This window comes from Bacteroides sp. CAG:189 (assembly GCF_000432295.1).
Taxonomy (GTDB): Bacteria; Bacteroidota; Bacteroidia; order Bacteroidales; family Bacteroidaceae; genus Bacteroides; species Bacteroides salyersiae.
Map to the genome: position 1 here is coordinate 49,076 of NZ_HF991001.1, position 23,828 is coordinate 72,903.

General features: G+C 45.7%; 22 protein-coding genes. 19 read left to right on the forward strand and 3 right to left on the reverse strand.

All coding sequences use genetic code 11. The annotated features are described in order from the left end of the window. Positions 1–12: 12 nt before the first annotated feature. The 3 genes from QVP90_RS02620 to QVP90_RS02630 all read right to left on the reverse strand — a co-directional run bounded on the left by QVP90_RS02620 (position 13) and on the right by QVP90_RS02630 (position 3,613). Entirely contained in the window at positions 13–1,038 is a 1,026-nt protein-coding gene (locus QVP90_RS02620; protein WP_021935589.1) for a radical SAM protein, read from the reverse strand. 2 nt (positions 1,039–1,040) lie between these two features. Further along, the gene (locus QVP90_RS02625) at positions 1,041–2,234 is read right to left on the reverse strand and encodes a saccharopine dehydrogenase family protein (protein WP_005924331.1); all 1,194 of its coding nucleotides are present in this window, start codon (positions 2,232–2,234) and stop codon (positions 1,041–1,043) included. 95 nt (positions 2,235–2,329) lie between these two features. Continuing rightward, positions 2,330–3,613 carry a hypothetical protein gene (locus QVP90_RS02630; protein WP_021935590.1) on the reverse strand — a complete coding sequence of 428 codons (1,284 nt, stop codon included), beginning with the start codon at positions 3,611–3,613 and terminating at the stop codon, positions 2,330–2,332. Positions 3,614–3,737: 124 nt separating this feature from the next. On the opposite strand from QVP90_RS02630, the gene QVP90_RS02635 reads away from it, so the two are divergent. From QVP90_RS02635 to QVP90_RS02725, 19 genes are all read left to right on the forward strand, one after another. Continuing rightward, positions 3,738–4,529 (forward strand): META domain-containing protein, encoded by a 792-nt coding sequence (locus tag QVP90_RS02635; protein WP_005924326.1) that lies wholly within the window; start codon positions 3,738–3,740, stop codon positions 4,527–4,529. Positions 4,530–5,085: 556 nt separating this feature from the next. After that, the gene (gene dnaK / locus QVP90_RS02640; protein ID WP_007478276.1) at positions 5,086–7,005 is read left to right on the forward strand and encodes a molecular chaperone DnaK; all 1,920 of its coding nucleotides are present in this window, start codon (positions 5,086–5,088) and stop codon (positions 7,003–7,005) included. A gap of 201 nt (positions 7,006–7,206) precedes the next feature. After that, a complete protein-coding gene (locus tag QVP90_RS02645) occupies positions 7,207–7,773 on the forward strand; it encodes a hypothetical protein (protein WP_005812876.1) in 567 nt (188 codons plus the stop codon). Next, positions 7,770–9,017, forward strand: coding sequence for a site-specific integrase (locus QVP90_RS02650; protein WP_005812874.1), 1,248 nt, complete (start codon positions 7,770–7,772; stop codon positions 9,015–9,017). The genes QVP90_RS02645 and QVP90_RS02650 overlap by 4 nt, the downstream gene beginning before the upstream one ends. A 323-nt stretch (positions 9,018–9,340) precedes the next feature. Beyond that, positions 9,341–9,982, forward strand: coding sequence for a hypothetical protein (locus QVP90_RS02655; RefSeq protein WP_005812872.1), 642 nt, complete (start codon positions 9,341–9,343; stop codon positions 9,980–9,982). Between the two features lie 133 nt (positions 9,983–10,115). Further along, positions 10,116–10,484, forward strand: coding sequence for a helix-turn-helix domain-containing protein (locus QVP90_RS02660; protein ID WP_004320284.1), 369 nt, complete (start codon positions 10,116–10,118; stop codon positions 10,482–10,484). Between the two features lie 43 nt (positions 10,485–10,527). Then, the gene (locus tag QVP90_RS02665; RefSeq protein WP_005812869.1) at positions 10,528–10,869 is read left to right on the forward strand and encodes a helix-turn-helix transcriptional regulator; all 342 of its coding nucleotides are present in this window, start codon (positions 10,528–10,530) and stop codon (positions 10,867–10,869) included. 2 nt (positions 10,870–10,871) lie between these two features. Next, positions 10,872–11,978 (forward strand): AAA family ATPase, encoded by a 1,107-nt coding sequence (locus tag QVP90_RS02670; RefSeq protein ID WP_005812867.1) that lies wholly within the window; start codon positions 10,872–10,874, stop codon positions 11,976–11,978. A gap of 200 nt (positions 11,979–12,178) precedes the next feature. Further along, positions 12,179–13,078: a toprim domain-containing protein gene (locus tag QVP90_RS02675; protein ID WP_005812865.1), complete on the forward strand. Its 900-nt coding sequence runs from the start codon at positions 12,179–12,181 to the stop codon at positions 13,076–13,078. 90 nt (positions 13,079–13,168) lie between these two features. Further along, on the forward strand, positions 13,169–14,206 hold the full coding sequence (locus QVP90_RS02680) for a hypothetical protein (protein ID WP_234188915.1): 1,038 nt from the start codon (positions 13,169–13,171) through the stop codon (positions 14,204–14,206). Then, on the forward strand, positions 14,194–14,973 hold the full coding sequence (locus tag QVP90_RS02685; protein ID WP_005812861.1) for a hypothetical protein: 780 nt from the start codon (positions 14,194–14,196) through the stop codon (positions 14,971–14,973). The genes QVP90_RS02680 and QVP90_RS02685 overlap by 13 nt, the downstream gene beginning before the upstream one ends. Then, positions 14,970–15,740 (forward strand): metallophosphoesterase, encoded by a 771-nt coding sequence (locus QVP90_RS02690; protein ID WP_007837351.1) that lies wholly within the window; start codon positions 14,970–14,972, stop codon positions 15,738–15,740. The genes QVP90_RS02685 and QVP90_RS02690 overlap by 4 nt, the downstream gene beginning before the upstream one ends. Positions 15,741–15,961: 221 nt before the next feature. Then, positions 15,962–16,414 (forward strand): hypothetical protein, encoded by a 453-nt coding sequence (locus tag QVP90_RS02695; RefSeq protein WP_005812857.1) that lies wholly within the window; start codon positions 15,962–15,964, stop codon positions 16,412–16,414. Further along, positions 16,411–16,743, forward strand: coding sequence for a DUF4134 domain-containing protein (locus QVP90_RS02700; RefSeq protein ID WP_005812854.1), 333 nt, complete (start codon positions 16,411–16,413; stop codon positions 16,741–16,743). Before QVP90_RS02695 ends, QVP90_RS02700 begins: the two co-directional genes overlap by 4 nt. 58 nt (positions 16,744–16,801) lie before the next feature. Beyond that, the gene (locus tag QVP90_RS02705) at positions 16,802–17,167 is read left to right on the forward strand and encodes a DUF4134 domain-containing protein (protein ID WP_007837354.1); all 366 of its coding nucleotides are present in this window, start codon (positions 16,802–16,804) and stop codon (positions 17,165–17,167) included. Between the two features lie 48 nt (positions 17,168–17,215). Continuing rightward, positions 17,216–17,515, forward strand: a complete 300-nt coding sequence (locus QVP90_RS02710; protein WP_005816074.1) for a DUF4133 domain-containing protein — start codon at positions 17,216–17,218, stop codon at positions 17,513–17,515. Positions 17,516–17,637: 122 nt separating this feature from the next. Then, positions 17,638–20,343: a TraG family conjugative transposon ATPase gene (locus tag QVP90_RS02715; protein ID WP_008021336.1), complete on the forward strand. Its 2,706-nt coding sequence runs from the start codon at positions 17,638–17,640 to the stop codon at positions 20,341–20,343. 204 nt (positions 20,344–20,547) lie between these two features. Beyond that, positions 20,548–23,088: a hypothetical protein gene (locus QVP90_RS02720; RefSeq protein WP_005816117.1), complete on the forward strand. Its 2,541-nt coding sequence runs from the start codon at positions 20,548–20,550 to the stop codon at positions 23,086–23,088. A 14-nt stretch (positions 23,089–23,102) separates the two neighbouring features. Beyond that, a complete protein-coding gene (locus tag QVP90_RS02725) occupies positions 23,103–23,828 on the forward strand; it encodes a hypothetical protein (protein ID WP_005816118.1) in 726 nt (241 codons plus the stop codon).

Below are 23,828 nucleotides of genomic sequence, written 5' to 3' on the forward strand. Positions count from 1 at the left end.
TTATAATAAGGTTTATTTTACTGAATAGTTCATCTTTCTCGTCACATGTTTGGGTTTATCCAGTTTATTCTCTGTTCTGGAAAATAACTTTTGCAATATATACTTCCCCATTCGTTTTCGCCGGCAGTAAGATTCGAAAGTCTCTGTATGATAATCGAAATCTTCATTCCAACACGAGCGAGCCGATACATAACAGTAAGTCAGTTCTTCAAACGTTTTATCTTTATCCGGTGTTTCCTGTTCCAGTATTTGTAGGTTCTTATGCTCAGGAGCCATGCAGATGATTCCTTTTCGTTTACATTCTTCTACTAACGGATTGACTACACTGTCGAGCAATTCGGATATTTTCTGAAGGCTGAAGTTCTGATACTCGCTATTGCCTATTTCCTGTACAGGACGCAGTTGCAGGATGTTCAGAGGGATGTCTCCGAATACTTTCCAAAAATCTTTCAACTCTTCGGTGTTATCCTCATTCATCGTATAGTTAATGCGAATTCTGAAGTCCGGGTATTGTTTTTTAACCTCTTTCAAATTATCCAGCAGTTGCAGAAAAAGATCATATTTGCCGTTCGTCATTAAATGTTCGTACGTTTCTTTACGGATACCGTGTGTAGAAAGCGTAATTTCGTCCAGACCGGCTTCTGCCATGCTGAGTAATTGTTCCTTTGTCAACAGATTACCGTTGGTTGTGAGCGATATGTATGGCACATTGTATTGTTTGCCTAAACGAACGATACCAGTCAGATTTTTGTAAAGACTGGGTTCGGCACCACATCCTATCTGCAACTTTAACGCGCGGTGAAAAAGAGCTTTGGCAATGGTCTCCATGTCCTGTTCGGAGAGTATGCCATGCATTTCTTTTCTTTTTTCCTCATCGCTGAAATAACACATTTTACAACGGAAGTTACAACTTAATACCGGATCCAGATATATTCCTATATATCTTCTTCGGGCCGTATGCATTACATACAATCCGAGGAGTCTTGCTTTGGGACTTTTCAGTTTACCGAATAGTTTTAATAATCGATAGAAATCCATTCTTATAGTTCTAAGTCACCATCAAACACTTCATGCCAAGGCAGTCCCTGTTTGTTTAGTTGTTCCATAAACGGATCCGGATTAAACTCTTCCACATTGTTTACGCCCGGACGTTTCCATTCACCTTTGAAGAACATCATGGCACCGATCATGGCCGGCACACCGGTAGTATAACTTACTCCCTGCATTCCCGTCTCTTTGTAGGCTTCTTGATGACTGCAGTTATTATATACGTAGTAAGTTCGTTCTTTTCCATCCTTTAAACCACGGATACGACAACCGATGGAAGTTTCTCCTTCGTAGTTCTCACCTAAATCTTGTGGGTTAGGCAAAACGGCTTTGAGGAATTGTAGCGGAATGATTTCTACGCCATTGTAATTAATCGGATCGATACGGGCCATACCTATGTTTTGGATTACACGCAGGTGCGTCAGATATTCCTGTCCGAAAGTCATCCAGAATCGGGCGCGTTTGATACTGGGGAAATGTTTTACCAATGATTCGAGCTCTTCGTGATAGAGCAAATATGAATCACGCGGACCGATGTTCGGATAAGTCAGGTCTTTGTGAATTTCCAACGGGCCGGTGGTTACCCATTTGCCGTTTTCATAATAACGGCCATTCTGAGTAATTTCGCGAATATTGATTTCCGGATTGAAATTGGTGGCGAATGCCTTGTGGTGATTACCGGCATTACAGTCAACGATATCCAGATATTGTATTTCATCAAAGTAGTGTTTTGCCGCATAGGCTGTATAAATACCACTTACCCCCGGATCGAAACCGCAACCGAGAATAGCTGTCAATCCGGCTTCCTTAAAACGTTCGTGATAAGCCCATTGCCAACTGTATTCAAAATGAGCCTCGTCTTTAGGCTCATAATTGGCTGTGTCCAGATAGTTTACTCCGGCTTTAAGGCAGGCCTCCATGATGGTGAGATCTTGATAGGGGAGGGCAACATTGATTACCATTTCCGGTTTGAAGTCATTGAACAAAGCTACCAGTTCATCTACGTTGTCTGCGTCTACTTTAGCCGTTTTTATATCGGGATTGCCAATTGCTTTTACTATATCGTCACATTTGGATTTAGTACGGCTGGCAATCATGATGTCAGTAAATACATCGGCATTTTGTGCCACTTTGTGTGCAACAACGGTACCTACACCGCCCGCACCGATAATAAGAACTCTACCCATTTCTTTAATTAAGAATTTAAAATTAAGAATTTAAGAATTGTTTATGGAACAAATATACGGCATTATTTTCAGAAAACCGTTCCTACTTTCCTTATTTATTTATAACGAAGTAACCGTCCGCTTTCGAATTCCAGCATTTTCCGTGCATACAGCCAAGTCTCGAACCGGGTGTCTTGTTTGAATTCTATCTGGATGGGATTGCCGAGTGCCAGACGGCATTCATCGGTTGTCATTCCCTCTTGCACTTCGCCTTGAGAAATGAGCTTCCAGTTCTCCTCTGTGGTATGTGGATACTGTTTACGGATATCTCCAAAAGCCAGTAGATCTTCTATATAGTTTTCATTTTTGGTAATAATGTCATATTTCAAATCAACTTCAAGTTCAAAAATACTTCCGTTTACATCTTCAAGAGTTAATTTTGCTTTTGTCTCAGGGAGTTTTATCTCAATATCTTTTATATGCAGTGAAGTGTAACGTAATAAGCGTACTTGATTTTCTGTTTTCCTTCCGTCTACATTTATAAAACATTTCACACTCATTGTCTGTTTGGGATAAACAGCCATACCCGTGTATTTGTTTTTTAAGTTCTCTGCCGTTAGTGTTTGTCGGTTATTGAAAGAAAATGCATTCGGAAAATATTTCATTTTCTTCTCTGCCTGAAAGTCGGATTTATCCATTCCGGAGTTTGTTCTCGACAGGGCTACTTCAGTATAGTATGAATTGCCTGCCGTGTCTTCGAAAATCACTTTTACGGGATATGATTTACTTCCGACTCCGATATTTGTAATGGTTACTTTCTCATCTTTGGGGATGGTTATTGTTTTATAACCGGCATAACTGTTACTGTAATCTACCCGTGCAGTAGTAAAGTTTGTGTAAACAACTTTTCCGATAAGTAAATTTCGTGCAGTGTCTACGTCAGGTAGATATACCAGTCCGTTAATACTGGCATGAGGATTCCGCTCACAGATGTCATCAAGTCTCTGCCCCTTAAATTCATAATAGTATTTATTCCCTTCACAGCTAAAGATAAAACGGGTGGAATAATTGGTGCCTACATGAGTCTCTTTTGCTTTTTCTTCGATACCTTGAAACTCAAAGAATCTGTGTTTAAGTTTGCTGCTGTCCACCTCTTTTCCGGTTTCATAAGAATTGAAGATAGGTACAAACAGATCGTTGCCATCGGGGATAAACATGAATTTCAATCCCGGTGTCCATTTGCATAAGGTTATTAACGGAAAATTACTTTCAACAAACCGCTCTTCTTCGCTCATATTACTGTCTGTCTGTTGAAAGGTTTTCACAATGTAATCATTTTGAGCAGTAATGGTTATCATTCCCGGAATGATAAAAAGTAAGATAAATATGGTTTCTTTCATCTTTAATTAGGCGTTAATGAACTATTGAATGGCTCGGACTGTTGATATTTGTTAGACAAATGTATGAACTTTATGTTATTTTCAATATATTTGCACCGATATTTAACTTAAACGTTATTGAATAATGAGAAAAGTAATTGTTTCTATTTTTATTGCAAGTGCAGCACTTGTAATGTTTTCTTGCCGTTCTTCAAAAGAGGCCCTCTCTTTGTCTTCTATGAACGGTGAATGGAATATTATTGAAATAAACGGTTCGGCTGTCGTGCCGGGTCAGGGTCAGCAACTTCCTTTTATAGGCTTTGATACCACTACTGGAAAAGTGTACGGATATAGTGGCTGTAATCGTATTATCGGTTCGGTTGATGTGAATGCCAAACCTGGTACCATTGATTTGGGGGCATTGGGGAGTACTCGTATGGCCTGTCCGGATATGACTTTGGAACAGAATGTATTGGGTGCCTTGGCACAGGTGAAAGGATATAAAAAAATGGGAAAAGAGAATATGGCTCTTTGTAATGCTTCCAATCGTCCGGTTGTTATCCTTGCAAAGAAAGCTGCCGATGTGAAGGTTGCGGATTTGCAGGGAGAGTGGAAAATTACGGATGTGAATGGTGAAGCCGTTCCTACAGGAATGGAAAAACAGCCTTTTATTGCTTTTGACGTAAAAGAGCAGAGAGTGCATGGTAATGCAGGATGTAACCTGATAAACGGCGGTTTTAAAACAGAAGAAGGAAATGCTCTTTCGATCTCTTTTCCGGGTATGGCGTCTACCATGATGGCCTGTCCCGATATGGAAACAGAAGGAAAAATCATGGGTGCACTGAATGAAGTGAAATCTTTTGGTAAGCTTGCCGGTGGCGGTATCGGACTGTATGATGCAAATGGAACATTGGTACTGGTACTTGTCAAGAAGTAGTCAATACTATATATAGAAATAATCTTGCTCTACACAAGTGGAGAGAAGAGATAGACCCGGATATGCAATGCATGTGTATCCGGGTCTGTTGATTTACAGACTTGGATGTATTATGTACTTATGGCTCTATCCTTAATTATAAAATGTAGGGCTTGTTTGAATTTTCCTCTCAAAATAATGCTGGGCAAAATTTAAACAGGCTCTATAATTCCCATTAAAAAATGTACGGTCCGCCAGTATGGCAGTTGGGAGAGAAAGGCTGTTTGTTATATCTTCCCGTGAAGAAACATAATTTTATTTTTCCGTATCGAACCAGAGTCAGTTACATTTGTTGTATGAGTCAACTGCGGGTTATGTTTGCATCTATTGCACAAGCTATGTAGTTAAAAACTGTCTTTTTGGCAGAAAATATGTCACTGACTAATGTAATTTCCTTTTGGCATACGGTTTGTTTTTAGATTGTCGTCCGTTTGGAAGATACCCTTAGAAATAAGGAATAAGACAACAGCCGGACAAAAGGAAATTTGAATAATAATAATATAAAAGTATAAAGATTATGGGAAAAATTATTGGTATTGACTTAGGAACTACAAACTCATGTGTTTCCGTATTTGAAGGAAACGAACCGGTAGTAATAGCAAATAGTGAAGGTAAACGTACCACTCCTTCTATCGTTGCATTCGTGGACGGTGGCGAACGTAAAGTAGGTGATCCTGCTAAACGTCAGGCTATCACAAACCCGAAACGTACGATTTTTTCTATCAAACGTTTCATGGGTGAAAATTGGGATCAAGTACAGAAAGAGGTAGCTCGCGTTCCATATAAAGTGGTAAAAGGCGATAATAACACGCCGCGTGTCGACATCGACGGTCGTCTTTACACTCCTCAAGAAATATCTGCAATGATTTTGCAGAAAATGAAAAAGACTGCTGAAGATTATCTGGGACAGGAAGTAACGGAAGCCGTTATCACAGTTCCTGCCTATTTCTCGGATTCACAACGTCAGGCTACAAAAGAAGCTGGTCAGATTGCCGGATTGGAAGTAAAACGTATCGTAAACGAACCGACGGCTGCTGCGTTGGCCTATGGTCTTGACAAGGCTCACAAAGATATGAAGATTGCCGTATTCGACCTTGGTGGAGGTACATTTGATATTTCTATCCTTGAGTTCGGTGGCGGTGTGTTCGAAGTACTTTCTACAAACGGTGACACTCACTTGGGTGGTGATGATTTCGACCAAGTAATCATTAATTGGTTGGTTGAAGAATTCAAGAAAGACGAAGGTGCCGATCTTACTCAAGATCCGATGGCTTTGCAACGTCTGAAAGAAGCTGCAGAAAAGGCAAAGATCGAATTGTCTTCTTCTACAAGTACAGAAATCAACTTACCGTACATTATGCCGGTAGGAGGTGTGCCTAAGCATTTGGTTAAGACTTTGACTCGTGCAAAATTCGAATCTTTGGCTCATAGCTTGATTCAGGCTTGTCTTGAACCTTGCAAGAAAGCTATGCAGGATGCCGGTTTGAATAATGCTGATATTGACGAAGTAATCCTTGTTGGTGGTTCTTCACGTATACCGGCTGTTCAGAAGTTAGTTGAAGACTTCTTCGGCAAAGCTCCTTCTAAGGGTGTTAACCCGGATGAAGTAGTAGCGGTAGGTGCTGCTGTGCAAGGTGCTGTTTTAACAGATGAGATTAAGGGTGTGGTGTTGTTGGACGTTACTCCGTTGTCAATGGGTATCGAAACCTTAGGTGGTGTAATGACTAAATTGATTGACGCTAATACAACGATTCCTGCACGTAAGAGCGAAACTTTCTCTACGGCTGCCGATAACCAGACTGAAGTGACCATTCATGTATTGCAAGGCGAACGTCCGATGGCTGCGCAGAATAAATCTATCGGTCAGTTTAACTTGACAGGTATTGCTCCGGCTCGTCGTGGTGTTCCTCAGATTGAAGTTACATTCGATATCGATGCCAACGGTATTCTGAAGGTATCTGCTAAAGATAAGGCTACAGGTAAAGAACAAGCTATCCGTATCGAAGCTTCCAGTGGTTTGAGCAAAGAAGAAATTGAAAAGATGAAAGCTGAAGCCGAAGCAAACGCTGAAGCTGATAAGAAAGAACGTGAAAAGATCGACAAGTTAAATCAGGCTGACAGTATGATTTTCTCAACTGAAAATCAACTGAAAGAATTAGGTGACAAGTTGCCTGCTGATAAGAAAGCTCCGATCGAAGCTGCTTTGCAGAAACTGAAGGATGCTCACAAGGCTCAGGATTTGGCAACTATTGACAGTGCTATGGCCGAATTGAATACTGCATTCCAAGCTGCAAGTGCAGAGATGTACGCTCAGGGCGGTGCCCAAGGTGGTGCACAAGCCGGTCCTGATATGAATGCCGGACAAGCCGGTGGTGGTCAGTCCAACGGTGGACAGGACGAACATATTCAGGATGCGGATTTTGAGGAAGTGAAATAAGCACATAGAGAAATAAGAATACAATATCAAATGGAAAGCGTGTAGCTCAATGAGTTACACGCTTTTCTTGTTTTTGGCCGTACACAATAATATTGCTATCTTTGCGTTATTATTATAAACATCTGTACCTTATTTGTACCTGTAAGAAAAAGTAGATATGATGAGAAGAATAGATATTAAGAACTACAAAATGAATGAATTATGGCAGTAGCAAAGTATAAGATAGTACGGAAATGTCCTGTGTGCGGAGAAGAGTTCTTCGCAAGGACTTTGGAGTCCTGGTATTGTTCACCCAAATGCTCCAAGGTGGCGTGGAAGCGTAAGCATGATGAAGAAAAACGCCAACTTGAACTGGACAAGATTGTAAGCAATATGCCCAAGTCTAAAGAGTATATCAGCATAACGGAAGCGTATGCTATGTTTGGTGCAAGCCGCTCAACCATTTATAGGCTCATCTACATGAAAAAGATTTCCTTCATTGAGCCAGAGAAAGGAATACGACTTGTATGCAAAGGAGAACTAATGAATCTGTTTCCGTTAAGACAGTCTCCGCTTGACACCAAGCCAAGGAAACCAGTTACCATGTACCGCATGGAACCAGAGGATTGCTATACAATAGGTGAGATTTCCAAGAAATTTCATCTGGATGACAGCACCGTGTATGCTCATATACGAAAATACTCAATACCGACCCGGCAAATCGGTAATTATGTGTATGCTCACAAGGAATCAATAGACAAACTTTATAAAGATATAAAACCATTATGAAAAGATTAGATTATACTAAAGTCTCCGTCAAATTAAAGAAAAGTGAGTGGAGAGATGAGTGGTTCATCTATCTTGAAGCTTATCCTGTTTATGAGACGGGAAATGACAAACCCAAACGAGTGCGTGAATATCTCAGGAGGTCTATTACTACCCCTATATGGGATAAACGACGAAGCGAGCGAGCCGTTGCTGGTAGAATAAAGTACAAGCCCAAGCGAGATGACAATGGCGTTATTCAGTGTAAATCCAAGCAAGATATGGAAACTTGCCTTTATGCGGATGGCGTTCGAGTCCTGCGTCAAAAAGAGTACGACAACATGGCTCTCTTTACTGACCAGCAAATGGAAATGGCAGAACAAAGCGAACGCTCAAAATGCAATGTTCTGGAGTATATTGAGAAGTTAATCAAAGAAAGAGAGGAAACTGCGTCAGAATCGATAGTTGTCAACTGGCGCAGATTGCACACACTGTTGTCAATGTTTGCCAAGTGTGACTACATACAGTTCTCGCAGATTGACATGAAGTATATTGAGGCATTCCGTTCCTTCTTGATAAAGGCACCGCAGGGTGGTTCTAAGAAAGGAACTATTTCAAGGAATACGGCATCGACGTACTTCTCTATCTTCAAGGCGGCACTCAAACAAGCTTTCGTGGATGGCTATCTGAATTGTGATATTGCTGCCAAGGCTAAAAATATCATGTTTCAGAGTGCTCGAAGAGAGTATCTGTCACTGGAAGAACTTAATATATTGGCAAAGACTCCGTGTGATGATATACTAAAACGGGCAGCCTTGTTCTCTGCACTGACAGGAATGCGACATAGCGATATTCAAAAGCTTAAATGGTCAGAGGTTGAAGAATACAATGGTGGGTACCGTCTCAATTTCACTCAGCAGAAGACTAAGGGCGTTGAATACATGCCTATATCGCCACAGGCATACAAGCTTTGCGGTGAGCGCAAGAAAGACGGAGAACTGTTGGTGTTTGCCGGACTGCCTGACCCTTCATGGATATCTAGGCCTTTGGAACGGTGGGTAAAAGCATCAGGGATTACCAAGCACATCACCTTTCATTGCTTCCGCCACACCTATGCAACGTTACAATTGGCTAACGGTACAGACATATATACCGTAAGCAAAATGTTAGGGCATACCAATGTAAAAACCACGCAAATCTACGCAAAAGTAATTGACAAGAAGAAAGATGAAGCTACAGAAGCTTTTAAGTTGGACATAGATGAATAGTGATTATCATTTGTAAGCACTTAGTATAGAAGACCACTTGTATCAATAAGTCCTTTATTGTACAGGTGGTTTTTAGTGCCTTTCATTTTCAACATTCTATGTAATGATGCTATTGTTTTGGCACTTTAACCTTTCGTGGAAACCAAACATTTATAACAATAAACAGATAAAAATGAAAAAAGACAGCCTTTTTTGGCTTCTCTCTTTTTGAAGAGAGCAAGCGTGTCCACAAACATGTGGAGTGTACAGAAGACTTCTACAGAGAACTGTATGAGTTGTTTGAGATCGCAAGAAGTTGGTATCTTCAAGCTGAAAAGAATCATATGAAGACAGAGTACTTCATAGAACTATTTGAGCGCAGTCACCAATATATTGACTGTGATTGTGCACGTTGTAAGAACTCGCGACAGATGGCAATTGGCATTATTGGTACTTTGTTTAGAGACTCTAAGTGTGTGTCAATAATCAAGAAAAAAGAAGATTATTCCAAGCAGGAACTTATTGAGTTGTTTCTTCAACATGTGGGTACTGGTCTGCCAATCCTTACCCGAAAGAAATCGTCCATCCTCACTTTGGGATGCCAATTGTCAGACAGACAGATGGATTTGTTGGTAGAACTTGTCCAAAGTCACGACATATTTGATTTTGCCGACAACAGTGATGTGCGTAGCGAGTTGTGTCGCCTATTCAAGTGCGACTTGGACGCATCTATCCGTGTAAAGAATGTACGTAATGTAGCCGTACTGTTTGACGCTATGGCTCAATACCATTTGATAAACAATAATTGGCAATATGTCATGGGAGAAGGTCGCTTCTTAACCAGTATCAAAAAGGATGGAACAGAGAAATTCATAACTTCAAGTTGTCTTTCCTCTTCTCTTTCAAGGATAAGAAGAAACGTTTCCATGACAGCAAGTCAATATGCCATCTGCAAATCCATCGAACAGATATTAAGAGAGGAATAAATCACAATAATTCTGCTAAATGAAAGTAAAAACGTGATAGTTTGGTTGATACTGCCTTACTATCACGTTACTTTTTCTATTTAGTGACAGTCTCCCCATAACTTTGCATCAAAAATCATAAAAAATAATTAGCATGGAAGAAAATAGTATAAGATTTGAAGATATTCCCAACGCTATAACGGGGGTACTGAAAAAGCTGTCATCATTAGAAGACAAGATTGATGGTATATATGAACTTGTTCAATCAGAAAAAGAAGAAACATGGTTTACGGTTGCTGAATTATGTGCTTATCTCCCAACACATCCGGTAGAGCATACCATATATTGCTGGACAAGCAATCGGGAAATACCGTTTCACAAGAGAGGCAAACGCATCATGTTCCTCAAATCTGAGATAGATGAATGGCTTCAAGGAACCAAGGGCAAATCGAAGAACGAGATTCAAAGAGAAGCAGAGGAATATGTACTATCTACACAAAGAAAGAATAGACGGCTAATATAACCGTGCTACTGTCTGTAAACAATTTAATTAAGGTACGTGACACATGAATGAAAGACATTTTAGACTCTATGAGCGAATTGTCGCAATAGAAGACAGTTTGGAGGCTTTGGGACCTATTGACAAACTAATAGAGCGAATCGAGGAATTGGAGAAGATGGTCAAGCAGACCAAAACCGTCTTGGGGTTTGACGAAGCATGTAAGTATATTGGTGTTTCTGAAAGCCTGCTATACAAACTTACAGCCGCAAAAGAAGTTCCACACTATAAGCCAAGGGGAAAAATGCTGTATTTTAATAGAGAAGAAATCGACAAGTGGCTGCTCCAAAACAAACAAGAGGTCATTGGAATGGTAACGAAAATAGAAATTGATAATCCGAAAGAATGAAAATGGAAGAAAATAACAAACATGTACAGCCTAACTCAAAAGAGGAAGGAGTACAGCGTCTCAATCGCATATTGAGCGAATCGTTGATAAAGGCAACAGATACTTATAAAACACCTCCTCAGATTATATGGGTTGATAATTCCAGCATAGCCACATTGGGCAACTTCAGTGCTTCTACTGGTAAGGCAAAGGCGAAAAAGACCTTCAACGTGTCTGCCTTGGTAGCCGCTTCCCTCGCCAACGGCAAGGTACTGAACTATCGCGCCAGTCTGCCAGAGGGGAAACGCAAGATACTGTATGTAGATACGGAGCAGAGCCGCTATCACTGCCATAATGTGCTGGAGCGCATCCTGAAGCTCGCTGGTCTACCTACAAGCATCGACAACGAGAACCTTGACTTTATCTGTCTGAGAGAGTACACGCCCTCCGTCAGGATAGAGGTCATAGACTATGCGCTTGCCCAAGACCAAAGCTATGGACTGGTCATCATCGACGGAATCAGAGACCTGCTTCTCGACATCAACAATGCGGGAGAATCGGTCGAGGTCATCAACAAGATGATGGAATGGTCATCAAAGTATGACCTGCACATCCATTGCGTATTGCATCAGAACAAGGGCGACAATAACGTGCGCGGGCATATCGGTACGGAGATGAACAACAAGGCAGAGACGGTGCTTGTCATCACCAAGAGCACCACCAATCCCGACATCAGCGAGGTGAAGGCGATGCACATCCGTGAGAAGGAGTTCAAGCCGTTTGCCTTTACAGTCAATGAGGAAGGGTTGCCAGAGATTGTCGAGCACACGCCGGAGAAGGAAGAAGGTGACAAGCAACCGTCAAGGTTTACTTACCAAGACTTGACATCCGAACAGCATAACGAGGCGCTGACGGCTGCATTCAAGGAGAAACCTATCAAAGGATTCGATCGCATGGTGGAGGAATTAACGCAAGCCTATGCAGACATTGGCTTTAAGCGTGGCAGAAGCGTCATCATCAAAATGCTGAAATACCTGATTAACGAGCAAAAGCTCATAGTGAAGCGGGATAATCATTACTATTTCGGATATACACCTGCCGAGATTGACCTGTTCCATGAAGAGGAATAAAAACAGTTCAGAAACCAGTTTAGTTTACGTCCGTACCTATATATAAGAAATAAGGCCAAAGTAAACCGAAATCGGAGGCTGAATTGGGAAGCGGAAAAGTAGTTTAGCAAATGGTTTAGTTTACGGGTGTGCCTATATAGGAGAAAGGGTAAAGTAAACTGTTTCCATGGACAAAGTAAAACCGAACAAATGAAAGTACAATGAATATTGAACAATCGAAGAAACTGAGCATTATAGACTTCTTAGACAAGGAGAATGTAACGCTGAAAAAGAAGAAGGGCAATGCCTACTGGTATCTGTCACCCTTCAGGGACGAGAAGACCGCATCGTTCAAGGTCAGCAAGAAGGAGAACCTGTGGTACGACTACGCCATTAAGGAGGGCGGTGACCTTGTGGAGCTGGTAAAGCGTATGTATAACAAACAATCCGTTTCCGATGCCCTTGCCTACCTTGCGTCCAAGAGTATTGCCACTGTGGATAAGGCAATCGAGACCGCTATCGCAGCCAAGGAATACACGACAACCAAGATGAACGATGTGAAGCTGCTCCCACTGAGCAACCATTCTCTGCTGTCCTATTTCAGTAGCCGACGGATAGACATCACCATTGGCAGGATGTATTGCAGGGAGATACACTACAAGGTTGAGCAAAAACATTACTATGGCATTGCCTTTGGCAATCTGAGTGAAGGACATGAGGTGCGCAATCCCTATTTCAAGGGCTGCATCGGGCATAAGGACATCACCCTGCTTGCCCATACGTTCAACGAGTGGCAAAACGGTTGTCTGGTCTTTGAGGGCTTCATGGACTTCCTTGCTTATATGACCCTCGTTAAACAGCAAGACCGATGGTTTGTCGTTGAAAGCCCTTGCGACTATATGATACTGAACTCAGTCGCCAACCTCAAACAGGCATTGCATTACCTTGACCGTTACACCCACATCCATTGCTTCCTCGACAACGACCAGGCAGGACGCAAGACGGTTGAGAGCATCAGCAATGTATTCGAGTACAGGGTGACGGACGAGTCCTTCAGATATGCCGACTACAAGGATGTCAACGACTATCTGATGAGGAAGAAACGAACGGCATCTGAATGACATTATAAAGACGAAAACACCATCATTTGATGCAAAAATGGCTCAAATGCATTGAAATTACATATCAAATCTGCACTTTTTCGCCCAAACATGCTTGATTCTCAATTATTATCCTTATTTTTGCATCGTTTTAATACATTATTAAAATGTAGCAGAATGGAATTGAAAAAAGAAATAAGGATATTGGGCAGACGCTTTGAGGTGGAACCTCGTGCCAAGGAAAGCCTGAAAGGCATCACGGTTGGCGAGAAACTCTCATACCGTTTCTATGATGGCACATACCAAGGCACGCCCCTGCTGTTCGTTGAGCCCAAGAAGGGCAATCCCTCTCCACGGACTTGCGCCATCACGGGCAAGCGGTTGACCGAAGCCCTGGGACTGCCTGCGGTGTTTATCCTTGCGCCCGGACCCACCTACGAGCGACACAGACTGGCAGACAAAGGAGTCTTCTTTGTCATGTCCGAGGAATATGCCCATCTGCCAGGCATCATAGCATTGGAGAAGACAAGCAACAGGAAGATTGCCGAAGTATTGACCCCTGTGGCGCAATACATACTACTCTATCACCTACAGGTGGGCAGTATTGAAGGAATGTCGCCAAGGGATATTGCACCGTTGCTTCCATATTCTTACGAAAGCGTCACGTTGGGTGTCACCTGTCTTGAAGATGTAGGACTGTGTCAAAAGATTCAGAACGGACAGCGCAGCAAGGTGGTACACTTCGAGTTGAAGGGCAAGGAACTGTGGGACAAGGCTCAGAACGTCTTGCTGTCACCTGTGGAGAACCGCATCTTTTGCGATGACATACGCTTGGATGCGGAATACCCCGTATGCGGCATCAATGCCCTGGCACATTATTCCATGCTTAATCGTGACCGGGAAGAGATGATAATGATGACAAGCAAGGAATATCGTGCCGTCAAGTCGGCTGATGTCATGGAGAATCCCAACATCTATGACGGCAACTATATCATAGAGGTATGGAAATACCCTGTTGTCAGCAAAATGGGCGACAAAAGCCAGTGGGTTGATCGCCTTTCCCTTGTCCTTTCGTTGAGAGATGATGATGATCCGAGAGTAGAAAAAGAAGTAGAACGAATAATCAGTGAACAGAAATGGAAGGATTAGTCAAGTTCCGTGAAGCATTTGCGGAATACTCAGAAAACTATGTGGTGATAGGCGGAGCAGCCTGTGACATCACCATGACCAATACCGTGGTGCGTCCACGCGCCACACACGACATCGACATGATAGTCATCGTAGAGAACATGACCGAGGCTTTCGCCAATCGCTTCTGGCAGTTTGTGCGGGAGGCTGGCTATCGACCTGAAAAGAGGAAACAGGAGGCTGGTGAGCCACCAAGGTATGAAATGTATCGTTTCCTTGATGGTAAAGACGGCTATCCCGAGATGATAGAACTGCTGTCACGCCACCCCGACGTGCTTGGAGAGCCAAAGGGATTTGTCATAGAACCTATCCCGACCGATGAAGATGTGTCGAGTCTTAGTGCCATCATCATGGACGATGATTACTATCACTTTACTATCGCACACAGCCAACTGACTGATGGCATACGCCATGCCAATTCCGCTGCCTTGATAGCACTGAAGGCAAGAGCCTACCTAAATCTCATGGCAGACAAGCGGGACGGCAAGCATGTGAACACCAAAGACATCAAGAAGCACCGTTCGGACATCCTGAAAAATGTGGTCATAATGACTGAGGACAACATTGAGGCTCCTGCTTCAATAGTGGCATGTATAAGGGAGTTTGTCGCCTCCATCAGAGCCGACTGGTCAACTCTCGCAGAACCATTGTCAAAGTCACTCGGTCAAGACGAGGCATTTGTGACCGGACTGTTAGATCAACTGGATGAATTGTTTATAGAAGCATGACCAATATGAAGATACAATACGCATCCGACCTGCATCTGGAGTTTGCCGACAATTGGCGGTATCTGAAAGCCCACCCCTTGGAGGTGACGGGCGACATACTGCTGCTTGCCGGCGACATCGGCTATCTCGGCGATGACAACTACTCCAAGCATCCCTTTTGGGACTGGGCATCGGAGAACTACAAGGAGGTGCATTGCTGCATGGGCAACCATGAGTTCTACAAATATTATGATGTGGCGACACTGCCCGACGGCTATCTCTTGGAGGTACGTCCCAATGTATTCAGCCACTACAACGGTATTGCGAGGATTGGCGACACCGACATCATCCTCTCCACCCTTTGGTCGAGGATTCCTTTGGAGGACGCTTACTTCACCGAGCAAGTGATAAGCGACTTCCGCCGTATATTATATAAAGGTGAGCTGATGACCCATGCCCAATTCAATGCTGAGCATGAACGTTGCCTCACCTTTATCAAGGATGCAGTGGCATATTCGCAAGCAGCCCATAAGATTGTTGTCACCCATCATGTACCATCGTTCCGTATGCTCCACCCAAAGTTTCAAGGCAGCAAGGCAAACGTGGCGTTCACCGTAGAGTTGGAGGACTATATCACCGATAGCGGCATAGACTATTGGATATACGGACATTCGCACACCAACATCGATGCCAGGATAGGCAACACCCAATGCTTGTCCAACCAGTTGGGCTATGTTTTCTCTAACGAACATCAGGACTTCTCCCATGGCAAGTACCTGACCATATAGCCATCCACATTTTTTTCATCCACCCTCTTTACAAGCTCTTCCCTATCGGAAGGGCTTTTTTTGTGCCTTTCGAGTTTGATTTTTGAGTATGATTGCGAGTGTAATCAAAATTAGAGTTAAGATTTGGCTCCGCGGAAAGTCATTTCGGTTTAAGATTGAAGAAAAGGTAGTTCCTTTGCATCGGCAATAAGCCAAACCATAGTAAAATCAAACTTGAAAATATGAAGTCATTTGTAATATTCGCCATTGTCGTGACCATAATCTATGTCATCTACTATACGGTCATCATCGTGCAGGATCTGTACGGAAAGCCCAAGGACGAGAAGTCACAGGGCGAGTCGTTTGATGTCAGTGACATGACCGACGAGGAAGAGTCGATAGCGGTCAGCGAGAGCGACGGTGGTTTCAGCGTAGGCGACAACCAATATGAGACAGCCTACGAGGAGAAGCAGCTTGCAGAGCCTACAGAGGAGGCAGCCGCCACTGCGGAAGAGAGCAAGCCTCATGTGCTTGAAAAGATACAAAGCGCAATCGAGAAGAAGATGGAGGAAGTGAATACCACCTATTCCGACCCCATGTATTCGGAAGAATTGAACAACACCATCATCGCCCGCGGTCTTCGTCACAATGGACGTGACATGGTCAAGGTGGAATCACTCAATAATGAGATATGATGTCAAAAACAAGAAGTGCATTTCTATCATTATATGCCGCTTTAACCCCAGCTCTGGCCAGTGCTAAGTGTGGCAACGTGGACTACAGCTGGGGAGCGGACGCACTTGCGAGTGCCCATGACTATGCCGTGACGATGATGCTCTATATCGTTTATCTGTGCTATGCAGTGGCGGGCATCGTGGTCATAGTCAGCGCCTTGCAGATATATATAAAGATGAATACGGGCGAAGAAGGAGTGAAGAAGAACATCATGATGCTGGTGGGAGCCTGCCTGTTCCTCATAGGAGCGACCATCGTCTTCCCCGCTTTCTTCGGTTATCAGATTTGAGATACAGGTGATACGAGATAAGATAACTCAAAGTGTAACAAATTAAAAGGTAAAAAGAATGTTTGAAAGGATTAACAAGAAGGTGAAGGGATTCTTCTCTTCACAGCGCATGAAAACGCTCGCCCTGATGTTGCTTGTCGGCACCACCGCAGCAATGGCACAGAACGCAGCCGGCGACTACTCGGCAGGAACGACCGCGCTTACCACAGTGACGGAGGAGATTGCCAAGTATGTACCTATCGTGGTGAAGCTCTGCTATGCCATTGCAGGTGTCGTTGCAATTGTCGGAGCCATAAGCGTTTACATCGCCATGAACAACGAGGAACAGGACGTGAAAAAGAAGATCATGATGGTCGTCGGCGCATGTATTTTCCTCATTGCAGCAGCCCAGGCACTGCCTCTGTTCTTCGGCATTGGAGGTTAAACGCAGCGTGAGATTGTGAGTATGTAGAACGTTAAAACACTGACAGTTATGGCAGATACAAAGCAAGAGCGTTTTCCGGATTATCCCATTTTCAAGGGACTGCAACGTCCATTGGAGTTCTTCGGGTTGCAGGGACGCTACATCTACTGGGCGGCAGCCACCGCAGGAGGAGCCGTTGCGGGTTTCATCCTCGGCTACTGCATCTTCGGTTTCGTGGCAGGACTCGTGCTGCTAGTCCTCGCCGTAGCTGTCGGTGGCGTTCTCATCGTCATGAAGCAGCGCAAGGGCTTGCACAGCAAGAAGAGTGACAACGGCATATTCATCTATGCCTATTCAAAGAAAGTGTAAAACAAAAAAGAGAATCCATTATGTCCAAGTGGAAAGCTATCAATGATTGTAAGTGAATGGAGGTGGGGGCATCACGCATGAGGGTGCGCCCGCCTTTTTGCGATTAAAAAAGAAAAAGAACAATGACCCTATACATCATACTCATATTCTCAGCCATCTGCGTGGGCATGGCCATCAGTGTCAAGGCATTCGGCACGGGAGGGAAGCGCAAGCGCATCTTCCAGGACATCTACTTCTCCATCGAGGAAGTGGATGGCATCGGCGTGCTCTATACCAAGACGGGCGAATACTCCGCTGTTCTGAAGATGGAGAACCCTGTGCAGAAGTATTCCGCCAACATCGAGGCCTACTATGAGTTCACCCACCTCTTCGCCGCCCTTGCCCAGACCTTGGGCGAAGGCTATGCGCTGCACAAGCAGGACGTGTTTGTGAGGAAGGCATTCAAGGAAGAGAACGGTGGAAATCATGAGTTCCTGAGCGAGAGTTACTTCCGCTATTTCAACGGCAGACCCTTTACCGACAGCGTCTGCTACCTCACCATCACACAGGAGAACAAGAAGAGCCGTCTGATGTCGTTCGACAACAAGAAATGGCGTGACTTCTTGGTGAAGATACGCAAGGTGCACGACCAGCTGAGGGATGCCGGCGTGAAGTCCCGATTCCTCGGCAAAACGGAAGCCTGCGAGTATGTGGACCGTTTCTTCTCCATGAACTTCCGTGACAAGGTGGTGTCGATGACCAACTTCAAGGTCGATGACGAGACCATCGGCATGGGGGACCGTAGCTGCAAGGTGTATAGCCTTGTGGATGTGGATTATGCCAACTTGCCGTCGGTCATCCGTCCCTACGCAAATATCGAGGTGAACAACACCAGTATGCCCGTTGATCTCGTGAGCATCGTCGATAGCGTGCCCGGAGCCGACTGCGTGGTGTTCAACCAGATGGTGTTCGTGCCCAACCAGAAGCGTGAGCTTGCCCTACTCGACAAGAAGAAAAACCGCCATGCCTCCATGCCCAACCCCAGCAACCTGATGGCTGTAGAGGACATCAAGCGTGTGCAGGAGGTGATAGCCCGTGAGAGCAAGCAGCTCGTCTATACCCACTACAACCTCGTGGTGGCAGTGAGCGGCGACACCGACATACAGAAATGCACCAACCATCTCGAAAACTCCTTCTCGCGCATGGGCATCCACATCAGCAAGCGGGCCTACAACCAGTTGGAGCTGTTCGTCAACTCTTTCCCCGGCAACTGCTATGGCATGAATGCCGACTACGACCGATTCCTCACCCTCGGCGATGCCGCCACCTGTCTGATGTACAAGGAGCGCATCGTGCATAATGAGGACACCCCGCTGAAGATATACTATACCGACCGCCAAGGTGTGCCCGTAGCCATCGACATCACAGGAAAGGAGGGAAAGGAGAAGCTGACCGACAACTCGAACTTTTTTTGTTTGGGTCCTTCGGGCAGCGGCAAGTCGTTCCACATGAACAGCGTGGTGCGTCAGTTGTGGGAGCAGAACACCGACATCGTCATGGTCGATACGGGTAACTCGTATGAGGGACTCTGCGAGTATGTGGGCGGCAAGTACATCGCCTATACGGAGGACAAGCCCATCACCATGAACCCCTTCAACATCAGCAAGCGGGAGCTGAACATTGAGAAGATAGACTTCCTGAAGAACCTGATACTGCTGATATGGAAAGGCTCGGAGACGCAGATACCCGAACTGGAGTTCCGTGTCGTGGAGCAGTTGGTGACGGAGTATTACGATTTCTATTTCAACGGTGTGCAGCCCTATCCTTCCTCACAGAAGGAGACACTGAGAAAAAACCTCTCCACCATGGAGAAGCGGCGCGGCACGGAGCTGACGCAGATACACGACAAGGTGGAGAAACTCATCAAGGGACTGGAGGAACGGCGCATGGCATTGAGCGTGAAGACCCTCTCCTTCGACTCATTCTATGAGTTCGCCTGTGAGCGTCTCGACCAGATCTGCATCGAGAACAACATCACCACCATCGACTGCGACAACTTCGCCTATATGCTCCAAAACTTCTACCGTGGCGGCAAGTACGACAAGATTCTCAACGAGAACGTGGATAGCACCTTGTTCGACGAGACCTTCATCGTCTTCGAGGTGGATGCCATCAAGGAGAACAAGCAGCTCTTCCCCATCGTGACGCTCATCATCATGGACGTGTTCCTGCAGAAGATGCGCCTGAAGAAGAACCGCAAGTGCCTTGTCATCGAGGAGGCATGGAAAGCCATCGCCTCGCCGCTGATGGCCGAGTACATCAAGTACCTATACAAGACAGCCCGAAAGTTCTGGGCGAGCGTGGGCGTAGTGACACAGGAGATACAGGACATCATCGGCAGTCCCATCGTGAAGGAAGCCATCATCAACAACTCCGACGTGGTGATGCTGCTCGACCAAAGCAAATTTCGTGAGCGATTCGACGAGATCAAGGCGATATTAGGATTGACGGATGTGGATTGCAAGAAGATATTCACTGTCAACCGCTTGGATAACAAGGAGGGAAGAAGTTTCTTCCGTGAGGTGTTTATCCGACGTGGATCGACGAGCGGAGTGTATGGTGTGGAGGAGCCGCACGAGTGCTATATGACCTACACCACCGAGCGAGCTGAGAAGGAGGCATTGAAACTCTATAAGCATGAACTGAAGTGCAGACATCAGGAGGCTATCGAGCGGTATTGCAGAGATTGGGATGCCAGTGGCATCGGGAAGTCGTTGGCATTTGCGCAGAAGGTCAATGAGGCGGGGCATGTGCTCAATTTGACGGACGATGGAGCCACTCGCCGCTGACACGGCGAGCACGGGGGCTGATTGATGGAAACGGAAATCCCGGAATAGACGTAAAGCCCAGATGCCCGAAAGCAAAACTTTCGGGAACGGTGGCTGGGTAGTATTTACGATTAGTAGTGAATACTACCAATAGTAAATACTACAAGTAGTAAAGTAGTGGAATAGTAGAAACTGAAAGTAGTAAAAACGTAAAGTAGTGAAGCAATGAGACGTTTATACCTTATTATAATATATATGTGTCTTACACTTGTCGTGGGAAGGGTTCATGCGCAGTATTACAGCGTGAACTACGACAAGCAGATCGTTGCCGCCATGGCTGCCGCATTCGGTGCTGGAGCTATGGCAGAGAGCTATTATAACGAGCAGGTGGGCGAAATCTTGAAGCACTACAATGCCGCAGAGGTTGCCACTGCCGGCATCTTCGCTGCCAAGTTCTTGGAGCGCAAGGCATTCACCGACCTCGGCATTTGGAGCAGTAGCACGGAGAACTACTATTACCGCCGCATCCACAATATGGTGGCGAACAAGATTATGCCCAAGATATGGACGGTGGCAGGAATGATGCTGAAAAGTCCGCAGACCGCCCTCTACTGGGGCAGTTACCTGATGAAGATATGCGCCGACACAAAGTCGCTGTGTATGCAGTTTGAGAGTGTCGTGACCAACAGTAGCTTGACCTTTGCCGACATTCAGTTCTTGGAAATCAACCAAGAGATAGCCGCCATCCTCAAACTCTCGGAGATAGGCAATGTAGATTGGCAGCAGCTGTTGGATGACATCGCCAGTGTGCCCGGCAACTTCACCGTGGAGAACCTCACCGCCGACATCGAGACGCTTTACAATATGGGAGCATCGTTGGCGACGGCAGGTATCAACGGGGCATCAGGCGCACTCTTGCAGCAGAGTGCCTTCAACGACCTTTTCAATGGCAAGGTGAGTAAAATCATCGACATCTATGACAACTACCATGACCTCTATGAACAGGCAGAGAACGGCATCGGCAGCACACTCCTTAGTCTGGTGGGTGGCGAGGACAACGTGGCAGCCCTCTTCGACCTCTCCAACTACAACATCACCTCGTGGATGACAGACTATCTGAGCGAGACGCAGGGCAACTACTATACACAGCGTTGGTACATTGCCCGACGAGACCAAGGCAGCGTAAGCCTCTGTGACTACTATCCGCCGACCGATGACAACAGTATTCTGAACGGTGACCATTGGTATCGTATCAACACCTCCGACCCCAACTTCTACCCTAACAGCACGCAGCGAGAGCAGATACTGGCCAACTCGGAGAACCATGCCGGATGGAGCCGCAGCCGTGTGCAGCAGCTCAACGCCCAGAGCGACGGCTTCACCTATACGATGAACTATTGGATGTCGTCGTACATCATCAGCCGTGGCGGCAAGCAGACCAAGAAGGCCTACGCCTACGAGATACACGTTACCAAGAGCTGGAACAACGTGGAAGAGGTGTATGAGGATGTCTTCGACTCCTACAGCATGGACTTGAATACCTTCAAGCGTCAGTTGCAGGCACGTCTCTCGGAGTATAACGACAACGAGGAGGGCTATGTCTATTACATCGGCAGTGACGCACGCCGTTACTATCAAGCCACCGATGCCGCCAAACTGAAGGGCGTGGAGAGCGTGACCATCAGCGTCACCTGTTCGGACGGTGTCACCCTCGGACAGGGCAGCACGCAGTACAAGTGCCGTGAGTGCGGCGGTTCGCTCAATGCCCACAGCAAGGAATGCGCCATGAGGACAAGCGTATCAGAAAATAATCTCGACCTATCGGAACTGGACGAGAAGGAACGTGAGGCGAATAGCAAGATAGCCCTGTTGGAGGCGCAGATAAGCCAGTTGGAGACAGAGAACAGGAACCTGCTCACGCAGATAGCCAATGCCTCTGTGGAGGAAGCCCCTGCCTTGCGGCAGCAACATAATGTCAACAAGACGAAGATAGACAACCTGAAGAAGGAATTGGCGACATGGCAGCAGCAGTTGGCAGACATACAGAATGCCAAGAGCGAGGCGGCTAACGACAATGCCACCTCCACCGATGACTACTACCGCATCCCTGCCATCATGCAGGATGTGAAGTCAGCCTACAATCTCACGTGGCAAGGTGCCGGTTCGTGGAACGGCTACACCTACGTCCGAACTGCCACCATGCCCAACATCAACGGCATTATCACCTTCAAGGCGACACTGTCCATTGCAAGGAAGCCCAAGTACTTCCTTGGCATCAAGATACACCGTGCGATACTGCAAATATCGTGGGAGCTGACCTCGGAATACACCGACACACAGGTGGTGGATGTGCTGACCCTTGACCCGAATGCCTCTGACGAGGAGAAGACGAGGCAGGTGAACAGCCGTATCTCGGAGATAGCCCAGGAGTTCCCGTCGTGCAGCATCACCACAGAATATGCCAAGAGCGAGGCAACCCAGACCGCCGACAATGACGATGTAATACACCTGCTCTGGTCGAGCGACCGTCTGGAGATAGCCCGTGAAGTAGATAGCCGTATCACCAAGATTTACGCCGACTTGGTATCATTAGAAAAAATGATGCACTACAAGCGCAGCATCATTGACGTGCTGAAGGACATTCTTCCTTCAATCGACGCAGACCAAGGTCGCAGAAGGACACTCATTGAAGAGTGCTACGAGCGATGGAGAGAGAATGCAGACCCTAACAGAGGGAATGGTGAAGATAACGAGAACGAAAACTGAGGGAGGAACGGAGAATGAGACATACCATCATCATAGCTCTCCTGCTGATTACCCTCTTCCCCAATACAGCCTTGGCGCAATGGGGATTCGATGCGGTATCGGTGGAAGCATACATCAACGACCACAAGAAGCAGCGCAGCCTCTTGCTGGCACGCAGCACTTTGGAGTACAGCAATCAACTGCTGCATGAATACAGCAGTGAAGAGGTGGGCAAATACAAGGAACTGAATGTGGATTTGGACAAATACACCCGGGCCTTCGACATCATCGATGTGATGTACCAGTCGTTGCGCACGGTGCTGAACGTGAAGAGCACCTACCAGACGGTGAGCGACCGCATCAGTGACTACAAGAACCTGTTGGAGGACTTCAATGATAAGGTCATCAAGCGGAAACACATCGAACTGGCTGACACGATGCTCATCAGCATCAACAAGAAAGCCATCGACAACATATACAACGAAGGAAGCCAACTCTACCATAGCGTCAACGACCTCGTGTTGTATGCCACAGGAGCGGCAGCCTGTTCAACTTCCGACCTGCTGATGGTGTTGGACAATATCAACAATTCGTTGGACCTGATAGAAAAACATCTGAACCAAGCCTACTTCCAGACATGGCGGTATGTGCAGCTGCGCATGGGCTATTGGAAGGAGAAGGTGTATCGGACGAGGACGAAGGAAGAGATACTGGAAGATGCCTTCAGCCGATGGAAAGTGGCAGGAAAACTTGACTATTGA

Excerpts from the sequence above, each read along its gene's own strand:
- QVP90_RS02620 (WP_021935589.1), bottom strand. The coding sequence starts at position 1,038 with ATGGATTTCTATCGATTATTAAAACTATTCGGTAAACTGAAAAGTCCC.
- QVP90_RS02625 (WP_005924331.1), bottom strand. The coding sequence starts at position 2,234 with ATGGGTAGAGTTCTTATTATCGGTGCGGGCGGTGTAGGTACCGTTGTT.
- QVP90_RS02630 (WP_021935590.1), bottom strand. The coding sequence starts at position 3,613 with ATGAAAGAAACCATATTTATCTTACTTTTTATCATTCCGGGAATGATA.
- QVP90_RS02635 (WP_005924326.1), top strand. The coding sequence starts at position 3,738 with ATGAGAAAAGTAATTGTTTCTATTTTTATTGCAAGTGCAGCACTTGTA.
- dnaK (WP_007478276.1), top strand. The coding sequence starts at position 5,086 with ATGGGAAAAATTATTGGTATTGACTTAGGAACTACAAACTCATGTGTT.
- QVP90_RS02645 (WP_005812876.1), top strand. The coding sequence starts at position 7,207 with ATGGCAGTAGCAAAGTATAAGATAGTACGGAAATGTCCTGTGTGCGGA.
- QVP90_RS02650 (WP_005812874.1), top strand. The coding sequence starts at position 7,770 with ATGAAAAGATTAGATTATACTAAAGTCTCCGTCAAATTAAAGAAAAGT.
- QVP90_RS02655 (WP_005812872.1), top strand. The coding sequence starts at position 9,341 with ATGAAGACAGAGTACTTCATAGAACTATTTGAGCGCAGTCACCAATAT.
- QVP90_RS02660 (WP_004320284.1), top strand. The coding sequence starts at position 10,116 with ATGGAAGAAAATAGTATAAGATTTGAAGATATTCCCAACGCTATAACG.
- QVP90_RS02665 (WP_005812869.1), top strand. The coding sequence starts at position 10,528 with ATGAATGAAAGACATTTTAGACTCTATGAGCGAATTGTCGCAATAGAA.
- QVP90_RS02670 (WP_005812867.1), top strand. The coding sequence starts at position 10,872 with ATGGAAGAAAATAACAAACATGTACAGCCTAACTCAAAAGAGGAAGGA.
- QVP90_RS02675 (WP_005812865.1), top strand. The coding sequence starts at position 12,179 with ATGAATATTGAACAATCGAAGAAACTGAGCATTATAGACTTCTTAGAC.
- QVP90_RS02680 (WP_234188915.1), top strand. The coding sequence starts at position 13,169 with ATGCTTGATTCTCAATTATTATCCTTATTTTTGCATCGTTTTAATACA.
- QVP90_RS02685 (WP_005812861.1), top strand. The coding sequence starts at position 14,194 with ATGGAAGGATTAGTCAAGTTCCGTGAAGCATTTGCGGAATACTCAGAA.
- QVP90_RS02690 (WP_007837351.1), top strand. The coding sequence starts at position 14,970 with ATGACCAATATGAAGATACAATACGCATCCGACCTGCATCTGGAGTTT.
- QVP90_RS02695 (WP_005812857.1), top strand. The coding sequence starts at position 15,962 with ATGAAGTCATTTGTAATATTCGCCATTGTCGTGACCATAATCTATGTC.
- QVP90_RS02700 (WP_005812854.1), top strand. The coding sequence starts at position 16,411 with ATGATGTCAAAAACAAGAAGTGCATTTCTATCATTATATGCCGCTTTA.
- QVP90_RS02705 (WP_007837354.1), top strand. The coding sequence starts at position 16,802 with ATGTTTGAAAGGATTAACAAGAAGGTGAAGGGATTCTTCTCTTCACAG.
- QVP90_RS02710 (WP_005816074.1), top strand. The coding sequence starts at position 17,216 with ATGGCAGATACAAAGCAAGAGCGTTTTCCGGATTATCCCATTTTCAAG.
- QVP90_RS02715 (WP_008021336.1), top strand. The coding sequence starts at position 17,638 with ATGACCCTATACATCATACTCATATTCTCAGCCATCTGCGTGGGCATG.
- QVP90_RS02720 (WP_005816117.1), top strand. The coding sequence starts at position 20,548 with ATGAGACGTTTATACCTTATTATAATATATATGTGTCTTACACTTGTC.
- QVP90_RS02725 (WP_005816118.1), top strand. The coding sequence starts at position 23,103 with ATGAGACATACCATCATCATAGCTCTCCTGCTGATTACCCTCTTCCCC.